Origin of the sequence: Micromonospora wenchangensis, assembly GCF_002210435.1 — a bacterium.
Lineage (GTDB): Bacteria > Actinomycetota > Actinomycetes > Mycobacteriales > Micromonosporaceae > Micromonospora > Micromonospora wenchangensis.
In genome coordinates this window covers 100,123-126,355 of record NZ_MZMV01000001.1, presented here as the reverse complement: position 1 = coordinate 126,355, position 26,233 = coordinate 100,123, and the positions used below count along the sequence as shown (strand labels likewise).

Genomic DNA, 26,233 nt, shown 5'->3' with positions numbered 1-26,233 from the left:
GTAATGGACTTGAGCTGGGGTTAAGGAAGAATTTCGCCCTCGAAGCCCGGTGACGCAACGTGCTCGTCGTCCGCTCCCCCGGCTGCCCGCCAGGGTGATGTCAGGAGCCACCGGTAGGGTCGGGCGTCGCGGCGAGAGCCGGCGCGCGGTCGGGAACGGCCGGATGGCCAGGAGCGGACGGACATGCAGCTGCCGACACCGGGCGAGGGGCACGGGCGGGTGGTCCTGGCACCGGTGGGTGACCTGGACATCGCCACCGTCCCCGGGCTGCAACGCGACCTCGACGAGGCGCTGTGCCACCCCGGTCTGCTGGAGATCGTCGTCGACCTGACAGCCGTCACATTCCTCGACTCGACGGGGGTGGCCGCGTTGCTGCGCGGGGCGGCCGAGGCGGTCGGCCGGGGGGCCACCCTACGACTGGTCGACCCGCAACCGGTGGTGTCCCGGGTCCTGCGGATCACCGCGGTCGGCCGGCTGCTCGGCCTCCCCGACGACTACGGCGACCCGGCCCCCTGGCGGCGCTGACCGGTCCGGGGCGCCGACCGGTCGCGCCCCGGGCGTGGCCGGCGTCGAGGCGGACCGGTCAGCGGCACGTCGCCGGCCCGGCCGGCTCTTCCGCGCAGGTGCGCCCGCCCATCGGGGACGGCCCGTCAGCCGGTCAGGCCGAGCACCTCCGCCGCCGCCCGGCCGTTGGCGTGGCTCGCGCCGTAGGTGGTGACGAAGGCCCGCGCCCCGGCCGGCCGCCACCGCCCCGGCCAGCCCATCTCCACCACCGTCACCTGGTGCGTCGCGGCCAGCGCCTCGACCAGCGCGGGACCGCCGGCCAGCCGGTGCAGGTGCCGTCCGACCAGCACGACCGGCCGGTCCCCGGCGAGCCGCCGCACCGTGGCCGGGTCGACCTCGGTGGCGACCACCCGGAGCTGTTCGACGTCGGCCAGGTGCGGGCCCAGCCCCCACGGCACCCGGCCCTCGGCGACGGTGGCGGCGGCGTACACCTGCACCACGAGCGGCCGTGCCGGCCCGGTCGGGTCGCCCTCCACCCGCACCGCCCGGCGGGCGGCCCGGTACCCGAGGCCGGGCTCGGCCGGCCCGGTGGGAGCGGGCGGGCGGGCGGCACCGGTCCAGGCGGCGAGCGCGGCGGCGCGACCGGCGGCCTGCTCCACCCGGGCCCGGTCGAGCCGGCCGTCCCCGAGCGCCCCGACGATCTCGGCCACCACCCGCTCGACCAGCGCCGCGTCGACCTTCGCGCCCAGGCAGAGCAGGTCCGCCCCGGCGGCCAGGGCCCGCACGGCGGCCGGCCCGACCCCACCGGCGGCGACGGCCGCGCCCTTCATCTCCAGCGCGTCGGTGACCACCGCGCCGGTGAAGCCGTACTCGCCGCGCAGCAGGTCGACCAGGACGGCCCGGCTGAACGTGGCCGGCCCGTCCCCGGTCAGCGCCGGCACCCGGATGTGCGCCGTCATGACCGCCTGCACGCCCGCGTCGACCGCCGCCGCGAACGGCGGCAGGTCACGGGCCCGCAGCAGCGCCGCGTCGGCGTCCACGGTGGGTAGTTCGTGGTGCGAGTCGGCGACGGTCGCGCCGTGGCCGGGGAAGTGTTTGGCGCAGGCCGCCACCCCCACCGACTGGAGACCCGCCACGGCGGCGGCCGTGTGGGCGGCCACCCGGCCCGGGTCGGCCCCGAACGCGCGGGTGCCGATCACCGGGTTCTCGTCGGCCGTGTTCACGTCGACAGTGGGGGCCAGGTCGACGGTGACGCCGACGGCGGCCAGTTCGCCACCGATCGCCGCGTATACCTCCCGGGTGAGCGCGGTGTCGTCGACCGCGCCGAGCGCCGCGTTGCCCGGGTACGGGCTGCCGGTGGCGTGCGCCAACCGGGTCACGTCGCCACCCTCCTCGTCGATGGCGACCAGCACGTCGGGCCGGGCGGCGCGCAACGCCGCGGTGCTCGCCGCGAGCTGGCCCGGGTCGTGCACGTTCCCGCCGAACAGGGTGTGCCCGGCCAGCCCCTCGGCGACCAGCGCGACCGCCCAGTCGGGCGGCACCTGCCCCGGGTACGCGGCCAGCAGCATGCCCAGCGCCAGCCGGCGCAGTCCTGGATCGACCCCCACCTGAACCCCCTCTCCCGCCGCCCCGGACCCGCGCCGACGCCGGACCGGCCGGCGGTCGGCGGGTGCCGGCAGACGGCACGTGTGTCGGCACGGGCGGCCGGGTCGTCCGAGTTCCCCGCCGCGGGGCGGCCGATACGCTACGGACATCCCTGATCAACGCGATTCGGTAAGCAGAGTTTACGAAAACCAGAGGACGTGGCATGAGTGCGACCCGGCTGCCCGGAACCCCCCGACTGTTGCGGGCGCTCAACGACCGTGCGGCGCTGGAGCTCCTGCTCGAACGCGGCCCGCTCACCCGCGCCCGGCTCGGCGAGCTGACCGGCCTGTCCAAGGTCACCGCCTCGCAGCTCGTCGAGCGGCTGGAGGAGCGGGGCCTGGTCGCCCGGGTCGGTGAACAGGCCGGTGGGCGGGGGCCGAACGCGCAGCTCTACGCCGTGCGGCCGGGCAGCGCGTACGTGGTCGGGGTGGACGTCGGCGCGGAACGGGTGGTGGCCGCCTGCGCGGACATCACGGGCGCGGTCGTCAGCCAGGTCGAGCAGTCCACCCGGGACACCGACGACCCGGTCGGCGTGGTGCACACGGCGGTGGTGCAGGCGGCCAGCCGGGCCGGCGCGGAGCTGGACAGCGTACGGCGGGTGGTGCTCGGCACCCCCGGTCTGGTCGACCCGGCCACCGGGGACATCACCTTCGCGTTCAACCTGCCCCGCTGGCACCGGGGCCTGCTCGCCGCGCTGCGCGAGGACCTGCACACCCCGGTCGTCTTCGAGAACGACGTCAACCTGGCCGCCGTCGCCGAGGCGCAGTCCGGGGCCGCGCAGGGGCTGGCGGATTTCGTCCTGGTCTGGGTGGGTGCCGGGGTGGGCCTGGCGATCATGCTGGGTGGTCGGCTGCACCACGGCAGCAGTGGCGCGGCCGGCGAGATCGGCTACCTGCCGGTGCCGGGGGTGCCGATCCCCAGGGACGTCTCGCGCCGGGCGAAGCCCGCGTTCCAGCAGCTCGCCGGGGCGGACGCGGTCCAGGCGGTGGCCCGGGAGCACGGCATCGACGCGCCCGACGCGGCGGGTGCGGTGCGGGCCGCCATCGCCGCCGGCACCGCCGGTGGCCCGCTGCTCGACGAGCTGGCCCGACGGCTCGCCCTCGGGGTGGCCAGCACCTGCGTCGTGCTGGACCCGCCGCTGGTGGTGCTCGCCGGTGAGGTGGGGCAGGCCGGTGGGGCGGCGCTGGCCGAGCGGGTGCAGCACGAGGTGGCCGCGATCACCCTGGTCCGGCCCCGGGTGGTGCCTACCGGGCTGACCGAGGAGCCGATCCTGCGGGGGGCGCTGCGGACCGCGCTGGACGCCGTGCGGGACGAGGTGTTCGGGTCGACCGTCGGCTGACCGACCACCCCGCCCGTCCGTCGTCATGAAGGAATACTTCACCACTGCGCCGGTCACGGCAAGATGTTGCCGTGACCGGCGCAGTGGGTCGGGCCGCCCTAGACCAGGTCGCGGCGGCGGAACGCGACGAACGCGGACCCGGTCACCGCACCGGTCAACGCCAGCAGCACCAGCAGCGCCGGCCCCCAGGTGATCGCGTAGACGCCGCCGTCGCAGACGCCGCTGCCCGGCGGGCAACCCCGGTCGTCCCAGAACTCCAACCGGCCGGACAGCCAGGCACCCAGGTAGTTCGAGAGCATCAGCAGGTCCGCCCGGGCCACGTCGAGGATCTGCAACACCAGCCGGCCGCCCATCTCCCACACCACCGCGTACGCGGCGACCGCGCCGAGCGCCGCCGAGGTGTGCCGGCCCAGCGTGGCGATCCCGAAGCCGAGCGCGGTCGACAGCAGCACCAGCACCAGGCCCCGCCCGTAGATGGCCCCCAGTCCGCCCCAGAACTGCCCGTCCAGCGGGCCCGGCACCCCCGCCGTCTGCCCGATCGTCCAGAACGTGCCCAGGTAGAGGGCCGACGCCAGCACCGCGAGCGCGGCCACCACCCCGACCAGGGTGCCCAGCTTCGTGCCGAGCACGGTCAGCCGGCCCGGACGCCACAGCAGCAGGTTCACCACCCCGCCCGAGTTCAGGTCGGCACCGATGTACGACGCGCCCACCAGGAAGCCGAACAGCACCAGGAACGCGATCAGGAAGTAGAGCAGCCCCCGCGCCTCCTGGGAGAAGATGAAGACCGAGGTGAGGTAGTCGGTGGCCAGCGGCAGCCGCTCCATCCGCGCCGGGTCCACCTCGGCACAGTCGGCCGGCACGTACCCGGCGTCCTCGGTGATCGGGATCTCGCCGGCGCGGACCCGCAGGCAGCGGGTGTGCTCCGCCTCCAGCACGGCCACCGCCTGCGCGGCCTGCTCCTGCGCGGCGGACATCTCCGACGCCGTCGGCCGGTGCGACCCGATCAGGGTGGTCGCGGTGGTCACCGCGAACGCCACCGCGAGCAGCAGCACCATCAACTGGACGAAGCGGCGGGCGGCCAACCGCTCCACCTCGGCACGGACCAGGTTCACGCGTCCACCCTCCGACCGTCGGTCCGGTCCAGTTCGACAAGCGGTTCGTCGGCGTCACCCGCGTCGGTGCCGTCCGGCTGCCCCGGCGGCGTCGCCCCGGCGGTGAGGTCGAGGAAGACGCTCTCCAGGTCCGGCCGGACCGGGGTCAGCTCGCGGACCCACAGGCCCTGCCCACCGAGGGTGCTGCTGATCAGCTCCGGCTCCGGTGCGCCCCCGACCACCAGCACGTCGTCGGGGTGGACGGCGACCGTCAGCCCGGCCTCCCGCAGCAGCCCCGCGCCCCGTTCCGACTCGGCCACCCGGACCCGCCACTCGTGCGGGTCGTGCCCGGCCAGCACGTCGTCCACCCGGCCCGCCGCCACCCGGCGGCCCCGCGCGATGATCGTGACGTGGTCGCAGATCAGCTGGATCTCGGCCAGGATGTGGCTCGACACCAGCACGGTCACCCCGGACCCGGCGAGCGTGCGCATCAGGTCCCGCATCTCCCGGATGCCGGCCGGGTCCAGCCCGTTCGCCGGCTCGTCCAGGATCAGCAGCTCCGGGTTCTTCAGCAGCGCCGACGCGACGGCGAGGCGCTGCTTCATGCCCAGCGAGTAGCTGCGCACCCGGTCCTCGCCCCGCTCCCGCAGGCCGACCTGGTCGAGCACCTCGTCCACCCGGGACGGCGGCACGCCGCCGGCCACCGCCAGCAACCGCAGCGTCCGGTGCCCGGTGAAGTTGCCGAAGAACTGCGGACTCTCCACGATCGCGCCCACCCGGCCGGTGACCCGACCCAACTGCTCCGGGGCCGGCGCACCCAGCACCCGCAGCTCCCCGGCGTCGGCGTTGACCAGCCCCAGCAGGGCGCGCAGCGTGGTGGTCTTGCCGGAGCCGTTGGGGCCGAGGAAGCCGTGCACCTGGCCCGCCTCGACGACCATGTCGAAACCGTCCACCGCCACCCGCCTGCCCCGCCTGATGGTGCGGAACGTCTTGCGCAGACCGGCGATCTCGATGACCGCGCTCATCCGCACCACCCCTCGTCTCGTACGGGCATGGGCCGTCCTCCCGGGATGGTGACCAACGACACGGTGCCCCACCCTATGGCCGGGCCACCGCCCGTGAGGGGCGGCCTCGGGCTGCGTGGTTGGATGGGGCGGTGACTGGTGACCCGTTCCCCGCCGCAGCCGCCCCCTCGACCGTGGACGCGGATCTGGTGGTCAGCCTGGACGGCGTCGCCGTCCGGCGATCCGGCACCGCCCTGCTGCACGACGTCGACTGGCGGGTCGAGCTGGACGAACGCTGGGTGGTGCTCGGCCCCAACGGTGCCGGCAAGACGACCCTGCTCAACCTCGCCTGCGGTCAACTGCACCCGAGCACGGGCGTCGTGCACGTGCTCGGCGAGCGGATCGGCCGCACCGACCTCACCGAGCTGCGGACCCGGATCGGCCTCACCACCGCTGCCGTGGCCGAGCGCATCCCCGCCGAGGAACGGGTCGGTGACGTCGTGCTCACCGCCGCCTGGTCGGTGGTCGGCCGCTGGCGGGAGAGCTACGACCAGGCCGACGAGGCCCGCGCCCGCGCCCTGCTCGGGCAGCTCGGCGTCGGCCACCTGGCGGACCGGACGTACGGCACCCTCTCCGAGGGCGAGCGCAAGCGGGTGCAGGTCGCCCGCGCCCTGATGACCGACCCGGAACTGCTGCTGCTCGACGAGCCGGCCGCCGGGCTCGACCTCGGTGGACGCGAGGACCTCGTGGGCCGGCTCGCCGAGCTGGCCCACGACCCGGACGCCCCGGCCCTGGTGCTGGTCACCCACCACGTCGAGGAGATCCCGCCCGGGTTCACCCACGCGCTGCTGCTGCGGGACGGCGCCGTCGTCGCCCAGGGCCTACTCGCCGACACCCTGACCGCCGACAACCTCAGCAAGACCTTCGGCCTGCCCCTGCTGGTCGAACGCCGCGCCGACCGCTGGACCGCCCGCGCCGCCTAACCCCCCACCCCACCCCACCCCGGCGTCGATCAAGGAATTGTGGTGGGGGAAAGACCCTCCCGTGCCCCTTTTGCGGCCACCACAAGTCCATGATCGACGGGATGGGCGGGGCGGGGTGGGGATTTAGACTCGTCGTGGTTGTGGGTGGCGGGGCGGTGGGGAGGTTGTGGTGTCGGTGGGAGGTGGAGTGCGGCAGAGCCGGATCGTCGTGGTGGGCAGCGCCAACATGGACGTGGTCGGGGCCGGCCCGACACTGCCCCGGCCGGGGGAGACCGTGCTCGGCAGCCACTTCGTGATGGTGCCCGGGGGCAAGGGCGCCAACCAGGCCATCGCCGCCGCCCGCGCCGGTGCCGCCTGCACCTTCCTCGGCGCGCTCGGCTCCGACTCGTTCGGTGTCACCCTGCGGGCCAGGATCACCGCCGCCCAGGTGGACGCCACCCACCTGCGGGTGGTCTACGGGGCGTCCGGGGTGGCGCTGGTGATGGTCAACGCGGCCGGGGAGAACGCCATCCTGGTCACCCCCGGCGCGAACGCCGCCTTCACCGCCCTCACCGACGCCGAACTGGACGCCGTACGCGGGGCGGACGTGCTGGTCGCCCAGTTGGAGATCCCGGTCGAGACGGTGACCGAGGCGGCGCTGGCCGCCCGTGCCGCCGGCACCCGGATGATCCTCAACGCCGCGCCGGCCCGGCAGGTGCCCGCCGAGCTGCTGGCGGCGGTGGACCTGCTGGTGGTCAACGAGACCGAGGCGCAGCTGCTCACCGGCCGGGGGCGGGACGACCCGGGGGCGCTGCTGGCGCTGGTGCCCCGGGCGGTGCTCACCCTCGGCGGCGGGGGCGCCTGGTACGTCGAGCGGGACGCCCCCGCCGTGCACGTGCCCGCCGTCGCGGTGGACGTGGTCGACACGACCGCCGCCGGGGACGCGTTCACCGGTGCCCTGGCCGTGGCCTGGGGTGAGGGCCGGACGGTGGTCGACGCGGTGCGCTGGGCGGCGGCGGCCGGTGCGGCGTGCGTCAGGCGGCTCGGTGCGTCGGTGGCGCTGCCCGAGCGTGCCGAGATCGACGCCCTCTACGCCCCGGCCGCCGGTGCCTGACCGGCGGCTCAGCCGGCCGGGTCGTCGCTGAGCCGTTCACCCCGGCGGCGCAACATGCCCAGGCCGGGGATGCCGGCGACGGCGAGCTTGAGGTCACGGGTCACGTCGAGCAGGTCGTGCAGGTCCGGGCCGACCCGGTCGAGGGTGGCCAGGATCGGCAGCACGTCCGAGGTCAGGTGCTCCTTGAGCTTCGGCAGTTCGTCGACGAGCCGGATCGCCGCAGCCACTTCCTCGTGGCTCAGCTCGGCCACGAACCGGTTCGCCATCGGCGCGCCCCGCCGCAACGCCGGCTCGTACGCACCCATCAGCTCGGCCGCGACGGTGGCGGCGCCCTCCGCGGTGGCCACCGTGCCGGCGGCCCGGTCGGCCACCGCCCCGGCCTCGGCGACCACCTCGCCGGCCGCCCGGGACACCTGCCCGGCCCCGGCCACCACCCCGGCCGCCGCGTCGGCGACCTCGGTGGCCCGGGTGACGGTCGTGGTCGCCGCCGCGCTGATCACCGCCACCTCGCGCACCGCCTCCTCGGCGTCGGTGAGCACCCGGTCCGTGCGGTCCAGGCTGCCCTCGATCCGGTCCACCACCCCGTTGATCCGGGTCAGCAGCGCCTCCACCCCGTCGAGCACGGAGAAGGCGCGGGTCGGCACGGCGGCGAACGAGGCGGCCGAACCGAACGCCTGGTCGAGGGCGGAGCGGGTGAGACCGACGACGTCGGCCGGTCGGGGCAGGGGGATGGCCATGTCACCCAGTGTGCGTCGGGTCGGCCAGCGCCGCCCGCCGGGACGGTCCCGGACGGGCGGTAGGGTGCCCGCATGTCGCTCCGTCCCCCCGGCGAGACGCCGGCCGGTCGGGGCCGCGCGGCGCTGACGGTCCTCGCCGTGCTCGCCCTGCTCCTCGGTGGCTACGGGCTGCTGCGGGCGGACGCCGGCCTGACCACCCGGCAGGTCACCGCCGACGGGGTGCCGCTGACCCTGGTACGGGCCGCCGACGACGGGGCGGGCGCGGTGCGCCGGCCGGGGGTGGTGATCGCGCACGGCTTCGCCGGCTCGGCCCGGTTGATGCGTCCGCTCGCCGACACGGTCGCCCGGCAGGGCGCGGTCGCGCTGCTGCTCGACTTCGCCGGGCACGGCGGCAACCCGGCCGGGCTGCCCGGGGCGGGCAGTGACGACACGGCGTCCCGCGGCACCCTGACACACGACCTGGCGGTCGCCGTCGCCTACCTGCGGGGCCGGCCCGACGTCGATCCGACGCGGATCGTCCTGGTCGGACACTCGATGGGCGCGGGGGCGGTGACCCGGTACGCCGCCGGCCACCCCGACATCGCCGGCACCGTCGCGATCTCGCTGCCCGACGGCGGTGACCTGCCCGACGCCCGGCCGCAACGGCTGCTGCTGATCGTCGGCGGCCTGGAGTTCCCCGCCTTCCGGGCCACCGCCGAGGCGACCGCCCGCCGGGGCGACGGGCGACGGGTGGTGGTCGTCCCCGGCGTCGAACACATCTCGGTGCTCTTCGCCGGCCGTACCCACCGTGAGGTCGCCGCGTGGGTCGGCGTCGACGGTGCGGCACCGCGCCCGGCCGCCCGGCTGGTCCCGGCGGCGTTGCTGCTGCTCGGGTTCGGGCTCGGCTTCGTGCCGCTGGCGGCCCTGCTGACCGGCCGTCGCGGGCGGCGCGTCGGGCCGGCACCCGACGTGCCGGCACCCGTCGTGCTGGTGGTGGCGACGGCCGTCACCGGCCTGGGGGTGCTGCTCGCCCCGGTGCTGCCGACCACCCGGCTGCCGCTCGCGGTCGGTGGCTACCTCACCGGCTTCCTGCTGGTCACCGGCGTCCTGCTGGCCGCCGCACGGCACTGGCCGCTGCGCCTGTCCGCCGCCGGCCCCACCCCCGCCGCGCCGGCCGCGGCCGGCGGGCCAGTCCCGGCCACCGGCGGGCGTACGCCGCTGCGGCCGGTGGTCGCGGCCCTGCTGCTGACCGGGTACGCCGGGGTCGCCGTCGCCGTGCCGATCCATCTCGGCCTCACCTGGGCGCTGCCGGTGGGCGCGCGGTGGTGGCTGCTGCCGGTGGTGACGGTCGGCTGCCTGGTGTTCCTGGCCGGCGCGGAGCTGTTCACGCGGGGGCGGAGTTGGCGGTACGCGGCGGTCGGCGCGCTCGCCGTGCCGGCGCTGGGCGGGGCGGCGGTGGTGGGCTTGGCCCCCGGTTTCGTGCTGCTGGTGGTGCCGCTGTTCGTGGTGCTGCTCGGGTGGCAGGCCGCCTGGGCGGCGGTGCTGCGGCGGGCCGGTGCGCCCCGCTGGGCGCCGGCGGTGGTGGGTGCGGTCCTGGTGGCCTGGCCGGTCGCCACCGCGCTGCCGCTGAGCTGACCCGCGGCCGCGGAGGCGGGGGCGACCGCCCGGTCGGGGCGGACCGATGTCACCGGGGTTCGCCCTGCTGCTCGACGGCGCGCTGGACGGCGCGGTAGATCTGCCCGAACCGCAGCGCGTCGGGGGTACGCAGCAGCATCACCTCCTGCCCCAGGTGCTGCACCCACAGTTCGTTGACCTTGTTGCCGCGTTCGTAGGACCGGTCCAGCCAGCCGAGCGGCAGCTCCAGGAAGGGCAGCAGGGCGAGCACCCCGACGCCGCAGGCGGCCAGGACGAGCAGGGCCGGTTTCCACTCGCCCCGGTCCTGCGCCGACCAGACCAGCGAGACCACACAGATCAGCGCGATCAGCGGGGGCAGCGAGAGCAGCAGCACCAGCACCCCGCGCCCGAGGATGCGGGACCGGACGGCCAGCGTGGTGGCCCCGCGCGCGTGCCAGACGTACGCGACGTCGGCGATCCGTACGACCTGCCCACCGGCCCGGATCGACTCGGAGGTCACCTGCACCGTGTCGTCCCGGTAATAGAGGGTCATCACTAACCCTAACCGTTAGCAGGCGACCGGTGCCGCTGTGTGGCCGACGGATCGCGCACCCGGCGCACCGGGCGGCGGCCGACGCACGGTCCCGTCCTGTGCCCCGACTCAGTCTGCGGACCCGCCCGGGGCGGTCACCGCCTACCGCCCGTCCTCGGCCCCTGCCCGGCCGGGCCGGTCGCGGTCGGCCCCGTCGCCCGCGCCGGTGACCCGCCGGGCCGGCGGGGCGGGGCGGCATTCTCCATCGCCCGCTGCACCGCCCGGTAGATCCGGCCGAAGCGCAGCGCGTCGCCGGTGCTCAGCAGCAGCACCGGCCGCCCCTGCCAGCGCACCCACAGCTCACGCTGCCGGCTGCCCCGGTCGTAGGAGCGGTCCAGGGCGTCGAAGAGGCAATCGGCGACCGGCCCGACGGCCAGCCCGACCAGCACCGACGCCCCCACGATGGCGAGCGTGACGGTGGGGGAGCGGTGCAGCCGTACCGCCACCGCGACGCCGATCGCCGCGGCCACCAGCGGACCCGCGAGGGCGGCCCCGACCGCGCCCCGCCCGGCCAGCACCCGCCAGGAGCGGCTGCCCCGGCGGTGCCAGACCAGGCCGATCTCGGCCAGCGGAAAGGCCCGGCCGTCGACCCGGATGGCGGCGGAGGTGACCTGCACCGACCGGTCGTCGTAGTACGTGATCATCGCTGGACTCCCGAGCGCGGGGGGCGAACACCAGACTACGTACCCCAACGACCCGGGTCGTAAGGTTGGCACGCGACTTCGACGAGGAAGTGAGGGCAGCGTGAGCGAGTTCGTGCGGCTGGAGACCAGGGACGGCATCGGCACCATCCGGCTGGAGCGGCCACCGATGAACGCGCTCAACAAGCAGGTCCAGGAGGAGCTGCGGGCCGCCGCCACGGCCGCCGCCGCCGACCAGGCCGTCCGCGCCGTCATCGTGTACGGCGGGGAGAAGGTCTTCGCCGCCGGTGCGGACATCAAGGAGATGGCCGACATGTCCTACGTGGACATGGCCGGGCGGGCCGCCGACCTGTCCAGCGCCGTCGGTGCGCTCGCCCGGATCCCCAAGCCGGTGGTCGCCGCGATCACCGGGTACGCCCTCGGCGGCGGCTGCGAGCTGGCGCTGGCCTGCGACTGGCGGGTGGTGGCCGAGGACGCCAAGCTCGGCCAGCCGGAGATCAAGCTCGGGGTCATCCCCGGTGCGGGCGGCACCCAGCGACTGGCCCGGCTGGTCGGTCCGGCCCGCGCCAAGGATCTGATCATGTCCGGCCGGATGGTGGACGCGGCGGAGGCGCTGCGGATCGGGCTGGCCGACCGGGTCGCCCCGGCGGCCGAGGTGTACGACACCGCCGTCGCGCTGGTGCGCCCGTACCTGACCGGGCCGGTGCAGGCGTTGCGGGCGGCGAAGCTGGCGGTCGACGCCGGGCTGGACATGGATCTCGGCTCCGGGCTGGCCTGGGAGAGCCAGCTCTTCGCCGGACTCTTCGCCACCGACGACCGCCGCGAGGGGATGGCCGCCTTCGTCGAGAAGCGCAAGCCCGACTTCACCGGCCGCTGACCCGCCCCCGCCCCGGGACCGCGATCCGGCGGCCCCGGGGCGGGCCACCGTCCCGCCCCCGGCACCGTGCCGAGAACTGTTCACATCCTGGATACCGGCCAGTAGCGTGTGACTCCGGTCATGGACGAGGGGAGCGGCGATGACGGAACGGGTCGAGGGTCACGGCGGAGCGCTGGCGCTGGCGGCACTGCGGGCGCACGGCGTACGGGAGATGTTCACCCTCTCCGGCGGCCACGTCTTCCCGCTCTACGACGCCGCCCACACCTCCGGCTTCCCGCTCTACGACGTCCGGCACGAACAGTCCGCCGTCTTCGCCGCCGAGGCGGTGGCCAAGCTCCAGCGCCGCCCCGGCCTCGCCGTGCTCACCGCCGGCCCCGGCGTCACCAACGGCATCTCCGGCCTGACCAGCGCCTTCTTCAACGCCTCGCCGGTGCTGGTGCTGGGCGGGCGGGCCCCGCAGTTCCGCTGGGGTTCCGGCAGCCTCCAGGAGATGGACCACCTGCCGCTGGTCGCCCCGGTCACCAAGCACGCCGAGACGGTGTTCACCGCCGACGACATCCCCCGCGCGGTCTCCGCCGCGCTGACCACCGCGCTCACCCCGCACCGGGGCCCGGTCTTCCTCGACTTCCCGCTGGAGGCGATCTTCTCCGTCGGCGACGCCGACCTGCCCGCCCCGACACCCGTCGCGCCGGTCGAACCCGACCCGGACGAGGTGACGAAGGCCGCCCGGTTGATCGCCGCCGCCGCCCGCCCGGTGATCATCGCCGGCTCCGACGTGTACGCCGGGGACGCCGTCGCCGCGCTCCGCGAGGCCGCCGAGGCGTTGCAGGTGCCGGTCTTCACCAACGGCATGGGACGCGGCGCGCTCCCGCCGGAACACCCGCTCGCCTTCGCCAAGGCCCGCCGGGTCGCGCTCGGCGACGCGGACGTGGTGGTCGTCGTCGGCACCCCGCTGGACTTCCGGCTCAGCTTCGGCGACTTCGGCGACGCGGCGGTGGTGCACGTCGTCGACGCCCCCACCCAGCGGGCCGGGCACGTCCAGCCGGCCGCCAGCCCCGCCGGTGACCTGCGGCTGATCCTGTCCGCGTTCGCCGACCACACCGGCGACCGGGCCGACCACGCCGACTGGATCGAGCGGCTGCGGACCGCCGAGGACGCGGCACGGGCGCGCGACGCCGCCGAGATGGCCGCCGACACCGACCCGATCCGCCCCGCCCGGGTCTACGGCGAGCTGCGCCGGGCCCTCGCCCCGGACGCGATCACCATCGGCGACGGCGGCGACTTCGTCTCGTACGCCGGGCGCTACCTGGAGCCGTCGCAGCCCGGCACCTGGCTCGACCCCGGCCCGTACGGCTGCCTGGGCACCGGGATGGGCTACGCGATGGGGGCCCGGGTCAGCCACCCCGACCGGCAGGTCTGCGTGCTGATGGGCGACGGCGCGGCCGGCTTCTCGCTGATGGACGTGGAGTCGCTGGTCCGGCAGCGGCTGCCGGTGGTGATCGTGGTCGGCAACAACGGCATCTGGGGGCTGGAGAAGCACCCGATGCGGGCCATGTACGGCTACGACGTCGCCGCCGACCTCCAGCCCGAACTGCGCTACGACAGGGTGGTCGAGGCGCTCGGCGGCGCCGGGGAGACGGTGGCGAAGGCCGCCGACCTCCGTCCGGCCCTGGGGCGGGCGTTCGACGCCGGGGTGCCGTACCTGGTCAACGTGCTCACCGACCCGGCCGACGCGTACCCGCGGTCGTCCAACCTGGCCTGACCAGCGCGGCCCGCGACCGCCGCCGGACCCGGCGGTGGTCGGGTTCTGCCGTGCGGATAAACCGGCGGAATGTCAGTGGCGACGCACGTAACGTCAGACCCCTCGCCCATCGTTGGACGATCCAGCGATAACGACGGGAGTTCTGATGACATACGCCATCCGCGCCGAGGGGCTGGTGCGCCGGTTCGGCGACACCACCGCCCTGGCCGGGGTCGACCTGGCGGTCCCGGCCGGCACGGTCTTCGGTCTGCTCGGCCCCAACGGCGCCGGCAAGACCACCGCGGTACGGGTGCTCGCCACCCTGCTCGCCGCCGACGAGGGGCACGCCACCGTCGGCGGGTACGACGTCCGCCGCGACGCCCACCGGGTACGCCAGCTGATCGGCCTCACCGGCCAGTACGCCTCGGTCGACGAGAACCTGACCGGCACCGAGAACCTGCTGCTCATCGGCCGGCTGCTGGGCCTGTCCCGGCGGGACGCCCGGGACCGGGCGGCCGAGCTGCTGGCCGGGTTCCAGCTCACCGACGCCGCCGGCCGGGCCGCCAAGACCTACTCGGGGGGCATGCGCCGCCGGCTCGACCTGGCGGCCAGTCTCGTCGGCCGGCCGCAGGTGCTCTTCCTCGACGAGCCGACCACCGGCCTCGACCCGCGCAGCCGCAACGACCTGTGGGACATCGTCCGGGGGCTGGTCGCCGAGGGGGTGACCGTGCTGCTGACGACGCAGTACCTGGAGGAGGCCGACCAGTTGGCCGACGAGATCGCCGTGGTCGACCACGGGCGGGTCATCGCCCAGGGCACCCCGGAGGAGCTGAAGGCCAAGACCGGCGGCCAGGTGCTGACCGTCCGGCCGGTCGAGGCCGCCGACCTGCCCACCGTGCTCGCCGTCGTCGGCGAGGTGACCGGGGTCGACCCGGAGGTCACCCAGACCACGGTCAGCGCGCCGGTCAACGGCCCGGGCGCGCTGCCCGCCGTGGTCCGCCGGCTCGACGACGCCGAGGTGTACGTCGCCGAGCTGGCCCTGCGCGGGTCCAGCCTCGACGAGGTGTTCCTCTCCCTCACCGGCCACCGGGCCGAGGACGAGACCCCAGCCCTGGAAGGGAGCCCGGCATGACCGCCGCCACCGTCGCCGCCCCGTCGGCCCCCGCCACTCCGGCCCGCCGGCTCGGCCCGACCGCCGGCCTGCGGCACACCGGCACGCTGGCCTGGCGCAGCCTGGTGCAGATCAAGCACAACCCGATGGAACTGCTCGACCTGAGCATCCAACCGGTGATGTTCGTGCTGCTCTTCACGTACGTCTTCGGTGGGGCGATCTCCGGCAGCCCGGGGGAGTACCTGACCTTCGCGTTGCCGGGCATCATCGTGCAGAACGCCTTCTTCGCCACGATGACCACCGGGTTCGGTCTCAACCAGGATCTGACCAAGGGCGTGTTCGACAGGCTCCGGTCGCTGCCGGTGGCCCGCTGGTCCCCGCTCGCCGGCCGGATCGTCGCCGACACGGTCAAGCAGGCGTGGTCGTTGACCCTGCTGCTCGGCGTCGGGATGATCCTCGGCTTCCGGCTCGGCAACGGGGTGTTCGGCCTGCTCGGCGCGTTCGCCCTGCTGCTGGTCTTCTCGCTCGCCGCGGCCTGGATGTCGGTGCTGGTCGGGGTGCTGGTCAGCGAGCCGGACAAGGTGCAGATCTTCGGCTTCACGGTGATCTTCCCGCTGAGCTTCACCAGCAACGCCTTCGTGCCGACCGAGACCATGCCGTCCTGGTTGCAGCACTGGGTCGAGGTGAACCCGGTGACCATCCTGGCGAACGCGCTGCGGGGGCTGCTGGTCGGCGGGCCGGTCGCCGCGCCGGTGCTCCAGTCGCTGCTCTGGGCGGCGGCCATCGCCGCCGTCTTCGCCCCGCTCGCGGTGCGGGGCCTGCGCCGGCGGGTGTGATCCCGGCCGCCGTCAGAGTTCGGGCCGCTCGCCGTCGCGGGGCCGCTCGCCGTCCCGGGGAGCGGCATCCTCCCGGGGCGGCGTGCGGTCGGCCGACGCCGGGCCGGCCGGGGGTGCGGTGCCGTCGGGGGACGGGCCGTCGTCGCGGCGGCGCGGGTCGTCCTCCCGGCCGCGCAGGTCCTCCTCCCACCGCTGGAAGAGGGCGTTGTCGTCGCGGCGGACGCGTTCGTCGATCGACTTGAGGAACTCGGGATCGTCGTCGGGCGCGACGGGCCGCCGGCCGGCCGACGGCCAGCCCCGGCGGCGGTCACCCTCGGTGACCGGGCGGCCGGCGAGGAACCAGGCGATCGAGCCGACCAGCGGGAAGAACAGGATGACCACCACCCAGGCGAACCGGGGCAGGCCCCGGACCGTCCCGTCCTCGGCGGAGAGGCAACTGATCAGCGCGCAGGCGGCGAGCACCACCTGGAGCAGGAACAACAGCACATAGAGCCGGGCCATGCACCCATCATGGCTCAGCCGTGCGCGTCACCACACCCCGCGCAGCACGAGAGACACGCACAGCAGCGCCAGGCCGGCGGTGCCGAGCGCCACCAGCGGGACGGCCCGCGCGTCGAGGCGGGACTGCCGGCGGCCGGTGGCCCGCCCCCAGCCCACCACCAGCGTCGCCCACCAGGCCAGCACGGTGGCCCCGGCGAGCAGCGCCCCGGCGACGTCGCCGGTGAGCGCCAGCCGGACCGCCAGCACCGCCACCACCGTGTACGCCAACCCGGTGCGCCGCCAGGCCAGCCGGGTGCGTTCGGGTTGCAGGCCGGGGTCGCGTCCGCCCGTGCCGTCCGCCGGGAGCCCGCTCACCTGTCGCTCACCCCACGGGCCAGGACGGCCACCACGAGCAGCAGCGCGCCCACCGCCACGATCAGGGCGAGCACGGCCGGGAACCGGGAGGCCGGCAGTCGTCGCCCGAGCCGGATGGCCTGCTCGGTGCGCGACCAGTGGTCCACCGCCCGGACGGCGACGGTGCCGCCGAGCAGCAGCAGCGTCACCGCGATCGCCTCCCGCAGGTGCCGCAGCGGCAGCGGCGGCAGGAACTGGGCGGCGGCCAGGCCACCGGCGATCAGCGCCAGCCCGGTGCGCAGCCAGGCCAGGAAGGTGCGTTCGTTGGCCAGCGAGAACCGGTAGTCGGGGGTGCTGCCCACGGAGTCGAGGTCCGACGGGTCGAACCACCGTCTGATCGCCTGCCACACGACGCCGATTATCCGCTTTGCCGCCGGCATAGCCTGGACCGATGACCGATCTTGATGCCACCACCCTGCGCGACACCTACGACCGGCAGCTCCGGCCGGAGATCCCCGACCCGGTCCCGGCCGGCGTGACAGTCGAACACGACGGGCCGCTGGTGCGGATCCTGGGTCTGGACCACGGCGGTTTCCTCACCTACCGCACCCTGGACGGGCTGGCCGGGCCGGAGTTGGACGCGCTGATCGCCCGCCAGGTCGAGTTGTTCCGGCAGCGCGGCGAGTCGGTGGAGTGGAAACACAACACCCACGACGAGCCCGCCGACCTGCCGGACCGGCTGCGCGCCGCCGGCTTCGTCCCGGAGGAGCGGGAGACCGTCCTGATCGGGCCGGTCGCGCCGCTGGCCGCCGCCGTCCCGGTGCCCCCCGACGGGGTACGGCTGCGTGAGGTCACCGGCCTCGACGACCTGGAGCGGATCGCGGCGATGGAGGAGGAGGTCTGGGGCGAGGACCGTTCCCACCTGGTCACCGGCCTGCTGCGGGAGATCGAGGCGGACCCGCAGTCGATCACCGTGGTGGTGGCCGAGGCGGGGGAGACGGTGGTCAGCGCCGGCTGGGTGCGCTATCTCAACGGCACCGGCTTCGCCAGCCTGTGGGGCGGCTCGACGCTGGCGCAGTGGCGACGCCGGGGCGTCTACCGGGCGCTGGTGGTCTACCGGGCCCGCCTGGCCGACCAGCGCGGCAAGACGTTGTTGCAGGTGGACGCCTCGGAGGACAGCCGGCCCATCCTGGAGCGACTCGGCTTCGTCCCGGTCACCACGACCACCCCGTACGTCTACACTCCGTGATCATGGAGCAGCGGCTGACGGACGACGAGCAGCAGGTCCTCAAGACTGGCGCGTTCGGCGCGGTCTTCCTGGTGTCGAACGCCGACCCGGGGGTGTTCGCGATGATCCGGGAGAGCTTCGCCGCGTCCGGGGCGTTCGCCGGGGCGAGCGGGTTGGTGAAGGAGGCGCTCAGTGCCGGTGGGCTGCCCCGGCTGCCCCGGGACTCGGCCCTGGACGTCGAGTCGGTGGTGCTGCCGGCGCTGGCGCGGGCGGTGGACATCCTGCGGGAGAAGTCCCCGGCCGACGTGTCGGCGTACCGCGAGCTGGTGTTGACCGCCGCGGCGGAGGTGGCCCGCGCGCACCGGGGGGTGACCCCGGCCGAACAGGACGCGATCACCCGGATCAGGACCGCCCTGGCCGACTCGGCCGACCCCGCGGGTCCGGCCTGACGCCGGCCGGGCGTCGGCCCGGGGCCAGGCCGCAGCACGGTGAGGTGTGTCACCGTGGGTGGTCGGGAGGGGTAACCTACTGGCAGGTAACATTGCGTTCGTGGGCAACTGCACAGCAGCCTGCGGTTGACCGGGTGTCAACGACGCGCAAAGCTCCGCCCTTAACCGGGCGAGCAGATCGCACACCACCAACAGGAGGGTTGTCGAATCGCGATGAACATCGTCGTACTCGTCAAGCAGGTGCCTGATTCGGGCGCGGACCGCAGCCTGCGTGCTGACGACAACACCGTCGACCGCGGTTCGGCGAACAACGTGATCAACGAGATGGACGAGTACGCCATCGAGGAGGCGCTGAAGATCAAGGAGGCGCACGGCGGCGAGGTCACCGTCCTGACCATGGGACCGGACCGGGCCACCGAGTCGATCCGCAAGGCGCTGTCGATGGGCCCGGACGCCGCCGTGCACGTCCTCGACGACGCCCTGCACGGGTCCTGCGCCGTGGCTACCTCGAAGGTGCTCGCCGCCGCCCTCGGGCAGCTCAATGCCGACCTGGTGCTCTGCGGCGCCGAGTCGACCGACGGCCGGGTCCAGGCCATGCCGCACATGCTCGCCGAGCGGCTGGGGGTCGCCGCGCTGACCGGCGCGCGCAAGCTCACCGTCGACGGCGGCACGCTGACCGTGGAGCGGCAGACCGAGGAGGGCTACGAGGTGGTCACCGCCGCGACGCCGGCCGTGGTCTCCGTCTGGGACACCATCAACGAGCCGCGCTACCCCTCCTTCAAGGGCATCATGGCCGCCAAGAAGAAGCCGGTGAAGACGCTGTCCCTGGCCGACCTGGGCGTCGCGCCCACCGAGGTGGGCTTCGAGGGTGCCACCAGCGCCGTCGTCGAGCACACCAGGCGTCCCCCGCGCTCCGGCGGCGCCAAGATCACCGATGAGGGTTCCGGCGGCGTCCAGCTCGTCGAGTTCCTCGCCACCGAGAAGTTCGTGTGAGGGGTCTGAACATGGCTGAGGTACTCGTCGTCGTCGAAGCCACCAGGGAATTCGGCGTCAAGAAGGTCACCCTGGAAATGCTCACCCTCGCCCGTGGGCTGGGCACCCCCAGCGCCGTGGTGCTCGGCGGCCCCGGTGCCGCCGAGGCGCTCGCCGCCAAGCTCGGCGAGTACGGCGCGGAGAAGATCTACGCCGCCGAGAGCGAGGAGATCGACGGCTACCTGGTGGCCCCCAAGGCGACCGTGCTCGCCGAACTGGTCAACCGGGTGCAGCCGGCCGCCGTCCTGCTCGCCTCGGCCCAGGAGGGCAAGGAGATCGCCGCCCGGCTGGCCGTCAAGCTGGACAACGGCATCCTGACCGACGTGGTCGGCCTCGACGCCGACGGCACCGCCACCCAGGTCGCCTTCGCCGGCTCCACCATCGTCAAGTCCAAGGTCACCAAGGGCCTGCCGCTGGTCACCGTGCGGCCGAACTCGGTCACCCCGGCCCCGGCGGCGGCCACCCCGACCGTCGAGCAGCTCACCGTGTCGGTCACCGACACCGACCGGCTGGCGAAGGTCGTCGAGCGGGTCGCCGAGCAGAAGGGCTCCCGCCCGGAGCTGACCGAGGCCGGCATCGTCGTCTCCGGCGGGCGCGGCGTCGGCAACGCCGACAACTTCAAGCTGGTCGAGGAGCTGGCCGACCTGCTCGGCGGTGCCGTCGGGGCGTCCCGGGCGGCGGTCGACTCCGGCTACTACCCGCACCAGTTCCAGGTCGGGCAGACCGGCAAGACCGTCTCCCCGCAGCTCTACGTCGCGCTGGGCATCTCCGGCGCGATCCAGCACCGGGCCGGCATGCAGACCTCGAAGACGATCGTCGCCGTGAACAAGGACGGCGAGGCACCGATCTTCGAGCTGGCCGACTACGGCGTGGTGGGCGACCTGTTCAAGGTCGTACCGCAGGCCGCCGAGGAGATCCGTAAGCGCAAGTGACCCGTCGCGGGTCCGCACCGAGCCGCCGTCCGGTCCGCCGGGCGGCGGCTCCGTCGTCCCGCCGCCCGGTCGTCGCCGCCCGGCCCGCGCGTCGGCGCGCGGTGGGCGGGTACGCGATGGGAGCTGATCGGCGGGCCGGGGAGCTGAGCCGGCCCGCCGATCAGCCCGTCAGGGTGCCCCTCAGCAGGCTGTCGCCGGAGTGGGCGGGCTTGTTGTCGTACTGCTCGGCGGACACGTCGACCACCGAGTATGCCTGAAGATCAACGTTCGGGGGCAGGGGCAGCAGGGCGTCGCCGGAGCTACCCCGCAGCACACCCACCGAGAACATCTCCATGGTCGTCGGATTGATCAGCCAGACCTCGTAGTACCCCGTAACGTCCGGGAGATTCGCCACGTGCAGGTGCAGTCGTCCGTCGGCGAAGACCCGGGCGTCGCCCCGGGCGTCCTTCGGCGTGCTCCCGTACGCGGCCAGCGGCGCGCTGGCCAGCACGTCCTGTTGCGGCGCGGCCCCCCGGTCGCCGAGCACGAGAACGGTGCCGAACACCGCGATCGCGGCGGCGGCGGTCGCCGAGACGACAGTGGTCGCCCAGCGCGGCCAACGCCGCGACCGGCCCGCCGGTCGCGCGGCGCGCCCGCCGCCGGGGGACGACGACCGTCGCCGGGACTCCGGCCGGTCACCGCTGACCGTCGCCGGTTTCCGGTCACCGGTCCCCGCCGACGGGTGCGGGTCGCCGGTCACCGCCGAGGGTTGCCGGTAGGTCGGTTCGACGCCGTTCCTGGCTGCTGCCGGAAGGGCCTGCGTCGGGGCCGGGTCGAGGTCCTGCCGGTGGGCCTCGGCCAGCGACGGCACCTGCGCGACGGCGTCGAGTTCGGCCATGATGCCCGCCCAGAGGTGGGCCGGCGGGTCGGGCAGGTCGTGCAGGCCCTGGGTGCCCGCGCCCAGCCCGGCGACGTGCCGCAGGGAGTCCAGCTCGCGTCGGCAGGTCACGCAGCCGCCGAGGTGGTCGGTCTCGCCGTGGTCCGCCTCGCTCTCACCGAGCGCCAGAAATACCAGCCGGTCGTGGTCCAGGTGCTGCACCGTCCACCTCCCATCTGCGTTTCAAGCTCGCCATGCCCCGCCTGATGTGGCTCTTGACCGTGCCCAGCGGCACCCCGGTCACCGTCGCGATCTGTTGGTGTGTCAGGTCGTCGTAGAAGGCCAGCTCCAACATCCGTCGTTGGTCGTCGGGGAGCCGGGCCAGTTCGTCGGCGACCACCAGCCGGTCGACCACCGTGTCCGGGTCTGCGCCGGTGCCGACCGGTTCGGGTAGCTGCCGCACCGTCTCCACCACCCGGGCCTCCCGGGCCGAGGCGCGCAGCCGGTCGATCACCTTGCGCCGGCCGATGCCGAGCAGCCACCCGATCAGCGAGCCCTTGGCCGGGTCGAAGGTCTCCCGCCCCAGCCAGGCGGCGACGAACGTCGCCTGGGTCACGTCCTCCGCGTCGCTGCGGTTGGCCAACGTGCTGGTGGCCAGGTGGAGCACGGCCCGGCCGAACCGGTCGTACGCCTCCCGCAGCGCGGTCTCGTCGCCCGCCCGGAAGCGCGCGGCCAACTCGTCGGGGGGTGGTTCGGGTTCGTGTCCTGCTGTTCCCACCGCTGTCACCGGGCGGGTCGCCTTCCCTGGGGCATGCCCGACTGTAACGCCCACAGCCTCCGCCCCACTCTCCTGGTCCGGTCCGCCTCCACTCGTCTCACCAGCTATTCGTCGCCGGAACCGGCCCCGGATGCACCCCCGGCGAAGAAAAAGAAAGTGGTGCCGGGCTGCATCCGACCGTGCGACGGGTGGCGTAACCCGTTCTGCAAGCCAGACCTGACGAACCAGCACCAATCACCAGGAGGCAGACATGCAGCTCGCTATCTTCCGTCGGGTCGCCGCAGGCGGCGCGGTGGCCGCTCTGGCCTTCGCGGGCGTCGGCGCCGCGACCACGAGCCCGGCGTACGCCGCCTCGTCCAAGGTCTCCGTCGTGCACGGCATCCCGGACACCCCGGTGGACGTCTACGTCAACGGCAAGAAGACCCTCGACAACTTCAAGCCCGGTGACGTCGCCGGCCCGCTGACCCTGCTCGAGGGCGAGTACGACATCGCCCTGACCAAGCCGGGCGAGCCGGTCGGCAGCGCGATTCTCAAGGTCGACGACGCCGAGGTGCCCGGCGGCGCCAACATCAGCCTCGCCGCGCACCTCGGCGCGGACGGCAAGCCGCAGATCACCCCGTTCGTCAACGACACCGCCAAGCTGGCCGCCGGCAAGGCCCGGCTGATCGTCCGGCACACCGCCGCCGCCCCGGCGGTCGACGTCCGGGCCGGTGGCAAGCCGGTCTTCGAGGGGCTGACCAACCCCAAGGAGGCCAAGGCCGACGTCGACGCGGGCACGGTCAAGGCCGACGTGGTGCTGGCGGGCACCGACACCGTGGCGATCGGCCCGGCGGACCTGAACCTCAGGGAGGGCACCGCCACCATCGTCTACGCGATCGGCTCGGCCGAGGCCAAGAACCTCGACCTGGTCGCCCAGACCGTCACCGGTCTGCACTCCGCCCCGGGCGGCGTGCCCAGCGGCACCGGCGGTCAGGCCGGCACCGGCGTGGACACCTGGTGGTACGTGCTGGCCGGGGCCGGCGTACTGCTGCTGGCCGGCGGTGGGGCGCGGGTGGCCGCCACCCGGACCGGTCGCCGGTGACGGTGCGACACCGCGGGGCGCTGGCGGCGATGGCCGCCGGCGTCGCCGCGCTCACCGTCGCCACCGTCGTGGCCTGCGGCTCGCAGCCGGCCGAGGACGTCGGCGCGGACGAGGCGGCGGCGCTGGCCAGCAGCAGCCCGCCGAGCCCGACGGCCGGGACCGGTGGCGGCCCGTCGGTGCCGGTGACCGCCGGTGACCTGCCCACGGCCGAGCGGACCGTGCCGCCGGTGAAGCTGCGCATCCCGGCGATCGACGTCACCGCCACGGTCGACCCGGTGGGCATCGACACCCGCACCGACGAGTTCGACGTCCCGCCGAGCGTGGACCGGATCGGCTGGTACCGGTTCGGCCCCGGGCTGGAGACCGACGCCGGCTCGGTGGTGATCGCCGGTCACGTCGACAGCTCGGAGCAGGGCAAGGGGGCGTTCTTCCGGCTCCGCGAACTCGACCGGGGGGACACCGTCACCGCCACCGGCGCGGACGGGAAGCAGCGCGCCTACCGGGTCGTCGCCCGTGAGGAGTACGCCAAGACGAAGATCCCGCTGGACCGGTACTTCGCCCGGGACGGCAAGCCGCGGCTGACCCTGATCACCTGCGGCGGGCCGTTCGACCCGAAGACCCGGCACTACCGGGACAACATCGTCGTCACCGCCGTACCGGCCTGAGGACCGGGCCGGGGCCGATCCGGTCCCGGCCCGGTCCTCATCCACGCTTCGGTACGGGTGGTCCGGCATCCAACGGGCCGTGCGCTGGCCGTTACGCTGAACGGTGATGGCATACCTGGATCACGCGGCGACCACCCCGATGCTCGACGAGGCGTTGGCGGCGTACGTCGCCACCGCCCGCGAGGTCGGCAACGCGTCGTCGTTGCACGCGACGGGCCGGCGTGCCCGGCGTCGGGTGGAGGAGTCCCGCGAGCGGGTGGCCGCCGTGCTGGGCGCCCGCCCGTCCGAGGTCATCTTCACCGGCGGCGGGACCGAGAGCGACAACCTCGCCGTGAAGGGCGTCTTCTGGGCCCGGCGGGCCGCCCGGCCCGACCGGGTCCGGGTGGTCTCCAGCGCGGTCGAGCACCACGCCGTCCTCGACGCGGTCGACTGGCTCGCCGACCACGAGGGCGCCGAGGTCTCCTGGCTGCCGACCGACGCCGCCGGCAAGCTCGACCCGGCGCTGCTGCGCGCCGAGCTGTCCGCCCACGCCGACCGGGTCGCCGTGGTGACCGCGATGTGGGCCAACAACGAGGTCGGCACCGTGCAGCCGGTGGCCGAGCTGGCCGCCGTCGCCGCCGAACACGGGGTGCCGTTCCACACCGACGCCGTGCAGGCGGTCGGCCAGGTGCCTGTCGACTTCGCGGCCAGCGGGGTCTCCGCGCTCACCGTGACCGGGCACAAGCTCGGCGGCCCTACCGGCGTGGGCGCGCTGCTGCTCGCCCGGGACGTCGCCGCCACCCCGCTGCTGCACGGCGGCGGACAGGAACGCGACGTCCGCTCCGGCACCCTGGACACCGCCGGCATCGTCGCCTTCGCGGTCGCCGTCGAGACGGCCGTCAAGGGCCAGCAGGAGTACGCGGCCCGGGTGGCGGCGCTCCGCGACGACCTGGTGCGGCGGGTCCGGGAGGCGGTACCCGAGGTGGTGTTCAACGGCGACCCCGACGACCGGCTGCCCGGCAACGCGCACTTCTCCTTCCCCGGCTGCGAGGGGGACGCCCTGCTGCTCCTGCTCGACGCCCAGGGCATCGCCTGCTCCACCGGCTCGGCCTGCTCGGCGGGGGTGGCCCAGCCCAGTCACGTGCTGCTGGCGATGGGCGCCGACCACGACCGGGCCCGGTCCTCGCTGCGCTTCACCCTCGGCCACACCAGCACCCCCGCCGACGTCGACGCCCTCATCGCGGCCCTTCCCACCGCCGTCGACCGCGCCCGCCGGGCCGCCGCCCTCCGCACCCCCCGCTGACCCCCGCCGCCTCCTCTACCCCCACCCGGTCCCGCCCGCTCTCGGTGATCAAGAGGTTCGCGTCACCCTCCAGCCCGGATCCTGACGCGAACCTCTTGATCACCCGCCCATGCCGGCCTGCACCCCGCCCCCGTCACCGGGGCCGGGCGGGTGGGGCAGGGGGCGGGCGGGAGGAGGGGTGGTGCGGGTCGGGTGGGTAGGCTCGACGGGGGAAGGGAGCGTGGGCTGGTGAAGGTTCTGGCGGCGATGTCGGGCGGGGTGGACTCCGCCGTCGCGGCGGCGCGGGCGGTGGACGCCGGGCACGACGTGACCGGGGTGCACCTGGCGCTGTCCCGCAACCCGCAGACCTTCCGGACCGGGGCCCGGGGGTGCTGCACCCTGGAGGACTCCCGGGACGCGCGCCGGGCCGCCGACGTCATCGGCATCCCCTTCTACGTGTGGGACATGGCCGAGCGGTTTCACGCCGACGTGGTGGACGACTTCGTCGCCGAGTACGCGGCCGGGCGTACCCCGAATCCGTGCCTGCGCTGCAACGAGAAGATCAAGTTCGCGGCGGTGCTGGACCGGGCCGTGGCCCTCGGCTTCGACGCCGTGGTCACCGGCCACCACGCCCGGCTCGGCCCCGACGGGCTGCTGCGCCGCAGCGTCGACCTCGCCAAGGACCAGTCGTACGTGCTGGCGGTGCTCACCCGCGCACAGCTCGACCGGGCGGTGTTCCCGCTCGGCGACGCCACCAAGGCCGAGGTCCGGGCCGAGGCGGCCCGGCGTGACCTGGCGGTCGCCGAGAAGCCCGACTCGCACGACATCTGCTTCATCGCCGACGGCGACACCCGGGGGTTCCTCGCCGGACGGCTCGGCGAGACGCCCGGCAAGGTGGTCGACGCGTCGACCGGCGCGGTCGTCGGCAGCCACACCGGCGCGTACGCCTACACGGTGGGCCAGCGACGCGGCCTGCACCTGGACCGGCCGGCCCCGGACGGGCGACCCCGGTACGTGCTGTCCATCACCCCGAAGACCAACACCGTCACCGTCGGCCCCGCCGAGGCGCTGGAGGTCTCCCTGGTCCGCGCCACCCGTCCGGTCTGGACCGGGGGCGACCTTCCTGATACGCCGATCGGGTGCGAGGTGCAGTTGCGGGCGCACGGCGACGTCGTACCGGCCACCGTGCGGGTGGACGGCGACGGCCTCACCGCCGAGCTGCGCCGGCCCGTACGCGGGGTGGCCGCCGGGCAGGCCGTGGTGGCGTACCGGCCGGACCCGGCCGGTGACGTGGTGCTCGGCTCCGCCACCATCACCGGCTGACCCCACCG

At 74.7% G+C, this 26,233-nt stretch carries 27 protein-coding genes and 1 pseudogene; 17 read left to right on the top strand and 11 right to left on the bottom strand.

The annotated features are described in order from the left end of the window. Positions 1-183 precede the first annotated feature (183 nt). The gene (locus tag B5D80_RS00500) at positions 184-525 is read left to right on the top strand and encodes an STAS domain-containing protein (RefSeq protein WP_088641731.1); all 342 of its coding nucleotides are present in this window, start codon (positions 184-186) and stop codon (positions 523-525) included. Positions 526-650: 125 nt separating this feature from the next. Here the strand turns inward: B5D80_RS00500 and B5D80_RS00495 are convergent, their stop codons facing one another. Next, positions 651-2,111 carry a glycoside hydrolase family 3 N-terminal domain-containing protein gene (locus B5D80_RS00495; protein WP_088641730.1) on the bottom strand — a complete coding sequence of 487 codons (1,461 nt, stop codon included), beginning with the start codon at positions 2,109-2,111 and terminating at the stop codon, positions 651-653. Positions 2,112-2,311: 200 nt separating this feature from the next. Between B5D80_RS00495 and B5D80_RS00490 the strand changes: the two genes are divergently transcribed. Further along, positions 2,312-3,487, top strand: coding sequence for an ROK family transcriptional regulator (locus B5D80_RS00490; protein WP_088641729.1), 1,176 nt, complete (start codon positions 2,312-2,314; stop codon positions 3,485-3,487). A gap of 98 nt (positions 3,488-3,585) precedes the next feature. Here B5D80_RS00490 and B5D80_RS00485 read toward each other — a convergent pair whose 3' ends face one another. Together B5D80_RS00485 and B5D80_RS00480 are read right to left on the bottom strand one after the other, a co-directional pair. Further along, a complete protein-coding gene (locus B5D80_RS00485) occupies positions 3,586-4,599 on the bottom strand; it encodes an ABC transporter permease subunit (RefSeq protein WP_088641728.1) in 1,014 nt (337 codons plus the stop codon). Beyond that, the gene (locus B5D80_RS00480; protein ID WP_088641867.1) at positions 4,596-5,603 is read right to left on the bottom strand and encodes an ABC transporter ATP-binding protein; all 1,008 of its coding nucleotides are present in this window, start codon (positions 5,601-5,603) and stop codon (positions 4,596-4,598) included. The genes B5D80_RS00485 and B5D80_RS00480 overlap by 4 nt, the downstream gene beginning before the upstream one ends. A gap of 131 nt (positions 5,604-5,734) precedes the next feature. On the opposite strand from B5D80_RS00480, the gene B5D80_RS00475 reads away from it, so the two are divergent. Beyond that, on the top strand, positions 5,735-6,565 hold the full coding sequence (locus B5D80_RS00475) for an ABC transporter ATP-binding protein (protein ID WP_088641727.1): 831 nt from the start codon (positions 5,735-5,737) through the stop codon (positions 6,563-6,565). Between the two features lie 187 nt (positions 6,566-6,752). Further along, positions 6,753-7,658 carry a ribokinase gene (locus tag B5D80_RS00470; protein WP_088641726.1) on the top strand — a complete coding sequence of 302 codons (906 nt, stop codon included), beginning with the start codon at positions 6,753-6,755 and terminating at the stop codon, positions 7,656-7,658. An 8-nt stretch (positions 7,659-7,666) separates the two neighbouring features. Here B5D80_RS00470 and B5D80_RS00465 read toward each other — a convergent pair whose 3' ends face one another. Continuing rightward, positions 7,667-8,395 (bottom strand): hypothetical protein, encoded by a 729-nt coding sequence (locus B5D80_RS00465; protein ID WP_088641725.1) that lies wholly within the window; start codon positions 8,393-8,395, stop codon positions 7,667-7,669. 72 nt (positions 8,396-8,467) lie between these two features. On the opposite strand from B5D80_RS00465, the gene B5D80_RS00460 reads away from it, so the two are divergent. Beyond that, positions 8,468-10,009 carry a dienelactone hydrolase family protein gene (locus B5D80_RS00460; protein WP_088641724.1) on the top strand — a complete coding sequence of 514 codons (1,542 nt, stop codon included), beginning with the start codon at positions 8,468-8,470 and terminating at the stop codon, positions 10,007-10,009. Positions 10,010-10,058: 49 nt separating this feature from the next. Here the strand turns inward: B5D80_RS00460 and B5D80_RS00455 are convergent, their stop codons facing one another. Together B5D80_RS00455 and B5D80_RS00450 are read right to left on the bottom strand one after the other, a co-directional pair. Further along, on the bottom strand, positions 10,059-10,541 hold the full coding sequence (locus tag B5D80_RS00455; protein WP_088641723.1) for a DUF6232 family protein: 483 nt from the start codon (positions 10,539-10,541) through the stop codon (positions 10,059-10,061). 134 nt (positions 10,542-10,675) lie between these two features. After that, complete coding sequence (locus B5D80_RS00450) at positions 10,676-11,224, bottom strand: DUF6232 family protein (protein ID WP_088641722.1); 549 nt, start codon at positions 11,222-11,224, stop codon at positions 10,676-10,678. A 100-nt stretch (positions 11,225-11,324) separates the two neighbouring features. On the opposite strand from B5D80_RS00450, the gene B5D80_RS00445 reads away from it, so the two are divergent. The 4 genes from B5D80_RS00445 (at position 11,325) to B5D80_RS00430 (ending at position 15,786) form a co-directional block, all read left to right on the top strand. Continuing rightward, complete coding sequence (locus B5D80_RS00445; RefSeq protein WP_088641721.1) at positions 11,325-12,098, top strand: enoyl-CoA hydratase-related protein; 774 nt, start codon at positions 11,325-11,327, stop codon at positions 12,096-12,098. Between the two features lie 139 nt (positions 12,099-12,237). Continuing rightward, positions 12,238-13,860, top strand: a complete 1,623-nt coding sequence (locus B5D80_RS00440) for an acetolactate synthase (RefSeq protein ID WP_088641720.1) — start codon at positions 12,238-12,240, stop codon at positions 13,858-13,860. A gap of 145 nt (positions 13,861-14,005) precedes the next feature. Continuing rightward, entirely contained in the window at positions 14,006-14,971 is a 966-nt protein-coding gene (locus tag B5D80_RS00435; protein WP_088641719.1) for an ATP-binding cassette domain-containing protein, read from the top strand. Then, a complete protein-coding gene (locus tag B5D80_RS00430; RefSeq protein ID WP_088641718.1) occupies positions 14,968-15,786 on the top strand; it encodes an ABC transporter permease in 819 nt (272 codons plus the stop codon). Before B5D80_RS00435 ends, B5D80_RS00430 begins: the two co-directional genes overlap by 4 nt. A 141-nt stretch (positions 15,787-15,927) precedes the next feature. Here B5D80_RS00430 and B5D80_RS00425 read toward each other — a convergent pair. The 3 genes and pseudogenes from B5D80_RS00425 to B5D80_RS00415 form a co-directional block, all read right to left on the bottom strand. After that, positions 15,928-16,287, bottom strand: a pseudogene (locus tag B5D80_RS00425) (PLD nuclease N-terminal domain-containing protein); the annotation flags it as partial. Positions 16,288-16,314: 27 nt separating this feature from the next. After that, complete coding sequence (locus B5D80_RS00420; RefSeq protein ID WP_088641716.1) at positions 16,315-16,641, bottom strand: DUF202 domain-containing protein; 327 nt, start codon at positions 16,639-16,641, stop codon at positions 16,315-16,317. Beyond that, complete coding sequence (locus B5D80_RS00415; RefSeq protein WP_425437130.1) at positions 16,638-17,060, bottom strand: YidH family protein; 423 nt, start codon at positions 17,058-17,060, stop codon at positions 16,638-16,640. The genes B5D80_RS00420 and B5D80_RS00415 overlap by 4 nt, the downstream gene beginning before the upstream one ends. An 11-nt stretch (positions 17,061-17,071) precedes the next feature. Between B5D80_RS00415 and B5D80_RS00410 the strand changes: the two genes are divergently transcribed. From B5D80_RS00410 to B5D80_RS00395, 4 genes are all read left to right on the top strand, one after another. Next, on the top strand, positions 17,072-17,869 hold the full coding sequence (locus B5D80_RS00410) for a GNAT family N-acetyltransferase (RefSeq protein WP_088641714.1): 798 nt from the start codon (positions 17,072-17,074) through the stop codon (positions 17,867-17,869). 2 nt (positions 17,870-17,871) lie between these two features. Then, positions 17,872-18,297 (top strand): hypothetical protein, encoded by a 426-nt coding sequence (locus B5D80_RS00405; protein WP_088641713.1) that lies wholly within the window; start codon positions 17,872-17,874, stop codon positions 18,295-18,297. Between the two features lie 213 nt (positions 18,298-18,510). Continuing rightward, on the top strand, positions 18,511-19,290 hold the full coding sequence (locus B5D80_RS00400) for an electron transfer flavoprotein subunit beta/FixA family protein (protein ID WP_088641712.1): 780 nt from the start codon (positions 18,511-18,513) through the stop codon (positions 19,288-19,290). Positions 19,291-19,301: 11 nt separating this feature from the next. Continuing rightward, positions 19,302-20,261 (top strand): electron transfer flavoprotein subunit alpha/FixB family protein, encoded by a 960-nt coding sequence (locus tag B5D80_RS00395; protein ID WP_088641711.1) that lies wholly within the window; start codon positions 19,302-19,304, stop codon positions 20,259-20,261. A 160-nt stretch (positions 20,262-20,421) separates the two neighbouring features. Here the strand turns inward: B5D80_RS00395 and B5D80_RS00390 are convergent, their stop codons facing one another. Together B5D80_RS00390 and B5D80_RS00385 are read right to left on the bottom strand one after the other, a co-directional pair. Beyond that, the gene (locus tag B5D80_RS00390; protein WP_088641710.1) at positions 20,422-21,339 is read right to left on the bottom strand and encodes an anti-sigma factor; all 918 of its coding nucleotides are present in this window, start codon (positions 21,337-21,339) and stop codon (positions 20,422-20,424) included. Further along, the gene (locus tag B5D80_RS00385) at positions 21,293-21,895 is read right to left on the bottom strand and encodes an RNA polymerase sigma factor (RefSeq protein ID WP_088641709.1); all 603 of its coding nucleotides are present in this window, start codon (positions 21,893-21,895) and stop codon (positions 21,293-21,295) included. Before B5D80_RS00385 ends, B5D80_RS00390 begins: the two co-directional genes overlap by 47 nt. Before the next feature lie 250 nt (positions 21,896-22,145). Between B5D80_RS00385 and B5D80_RS00380 the strand changes: the two genes are divergently transcribed. The 4 genes from B5D80_RS00380 to mnmA all read left to right on the top strand — a co-directional run bounded on the left by B5D80_RS00380 (position 22,146) and on the right by mnmA (position 26,225). Then, positions 22,146-22,976 (top strand): DUF4397 domain-containing protein, encoded by an 831-nt coding sequence (locus tag B5D80_RS00380; protein ID WP_088641708.1) that lies wholly within the window; start codon positions 22,146-22,148, stop codon positions 22,974-22,976. Next, positions 22,973-23,641: a class F sortase gene (locus tag B5D80_RS00375; RefSeq protein WP_088641707.1), complete on the top strand. Its 669-nt coding sequence runs from the start codon at positions 22,973-22,975 to the stop codon at positions 23,639-23,641. The genes B5D80_RS00380 and B5D80_RS00375 overlap by 4 nt, the downstream gene beginning before the upstream one ends. A 106-nt stretch (positions 23,642-23,747) precedes the next feature. Further along, the gene (locus B5D80_RS00370) at positions 23,748-24,923 is read left to right on the top strand and encodes a cysteine desulfurase family protein (RefSeq protein WP_088641706.1); all 1,176 of its coding nucleotides are present in this window, start codon (positions 23,748-23,750) and stop codon (positions 24,921-24,923) included. A gap of 228 nt (positions 24,924-25,151) precedes the next feature. Further along, positions 25,152-26,225 (top strand): tRNA 2-thiouridine(34) synthase MnmA, encoded by a 1,074-nt coding sequence (gene mnmA / locus B5D80_RS00365; RefSeq protein ID WP_088641705.1) that lies wholly within the window; start codon positions 25,152-25,154, stop codon positions 26,223-26,225. Positions 26,226-26,233: the final 8 nt, after the last annotated feature.

Excerpts from the sequence above, each read along its gene's own strand:
- B5D80_RS00500 (WP_088641731.1), top strand. The coding sequence starts at position 184 with ATGCAGCTGCCGACACCGGGCGAGGGGCACGGGCGGGTGGTCCTGGCA.
- B5D80_RS00490 (WP_088641729.1), top strand. The coding sequence starts at position 2,312 with ATGAGTGCGACCCGGCTGCCCGGAACCCCCCGACTGTTGCGGGCGCTC.
- B5D80_RS00480 (WP_088641867.1), bottom strand. The coding sequence starts at position 5,603 with ATGAGCGCGGTCATCGAGATCGCCGGTCTGCGCAAGACGTTCCGCACC.
- B5D80_RS00465 (WP_088641725.1), bottom strand. The coding sequence starts at position 8,395 with ATGGCCATCCCCCTGCCCCGACCGGCCGACGTCGTCGGTCTCACCCGC.
- B5D80_RS00460 (WP_088641724.1), top strand. The coding sequence starts at position 8,468 with ATGTCGCTCCGTCCCCCCGGCGAGACGCCGGCCGGTCGGGGCCGCGCG.
- B5D80_RS00455 (WP_088641723.1), bottom strand. The coding sequence starts at position 10,541 with ATGACCCTCTATTACCGGGACGACACGGTGCAGGTGACCTCCGAGTCG.
- B5D80_RS00450 (WP_088641722.1), bottom strand. The coding sequence starts at position 11,224 with ATGATCACGTACTACGACGACCGGTCGGTGCAGGTCACCTCCGCCGCC.
- B5D80_RS00440 (WP_088641720.1), top strand. The coding sequence starts at position 12,238 with ATGACGGAACGGGTCGAGGGTCACGGCGGAGCGCTGGCGCTGGCGGCA.
- B5D80_RS00435 (WP_088641719.1), top strand. The coding sequence starts at position 14,006 with ATGACATACGCCATCCGCGCCGAGGGGCTGGTGCGCCGGTTCGGCGAC.
- B5D80_RS00430 (WP_088641718.1), top strand. The coding sequence starts at position 14,968 with ATGACCGCCGCCACCGTCGCCGCCCCGTCGGCCCCCGCCACTCCGGCC.
- B5D80_RS00415 (WP_425437130.1), bottom strand. The coding sequence starts at position 17,060 with ATGCCGGCGGCAAAGCGGATAATCGGCGTCGTGTGGCAGGCGATCAGA.
- B5D80_RS00410 (WP_088641714.1), top strand. The coding sequence starts at position 17,072 with ATGACCGATCTTGATGCCACCACCCTGCGCGACACCTACGACCGGCAG.
- B5D80_RS00405 (WP_088641713.1), top strand. The coding sequence starts at position 17,872 with ATGGAGCAGCGGCTGACGGACGACGAGCAGCAGGTCCTCAAGACTGGC.
- B5D80_RS00400 (WP_088641712.1), top strand. The coding sequence starts at position 18,511 with ATGAACATCGTCGTACTCGTCAAGCAGGTGCCTGATTCGGGCGCGGAC.
- B5D80_RS00395 (WP_088641711.1), top strand. The coding sequence starts at position 19,302 with ATGGCTGAGGTACTCGTCGTCGTCGAAGCCACCAGGGAATTCGGCGTC.
- B5D80_RS00380 (WP_088641708.1), top strand. The coding sequence starts at position 22,146 with ATGCAGCTCGCTATCTTCCGTCGGGTCGCCGCAGGCGGCGCGGTGGCC.
- B5D80_RS00370 (WP_088641706.1), top strand. The coding sequence starts at position 23,748 with ATGGCATACCTGGATCACGCGGCGACCACCCCGATGCTCGACGAGGCG.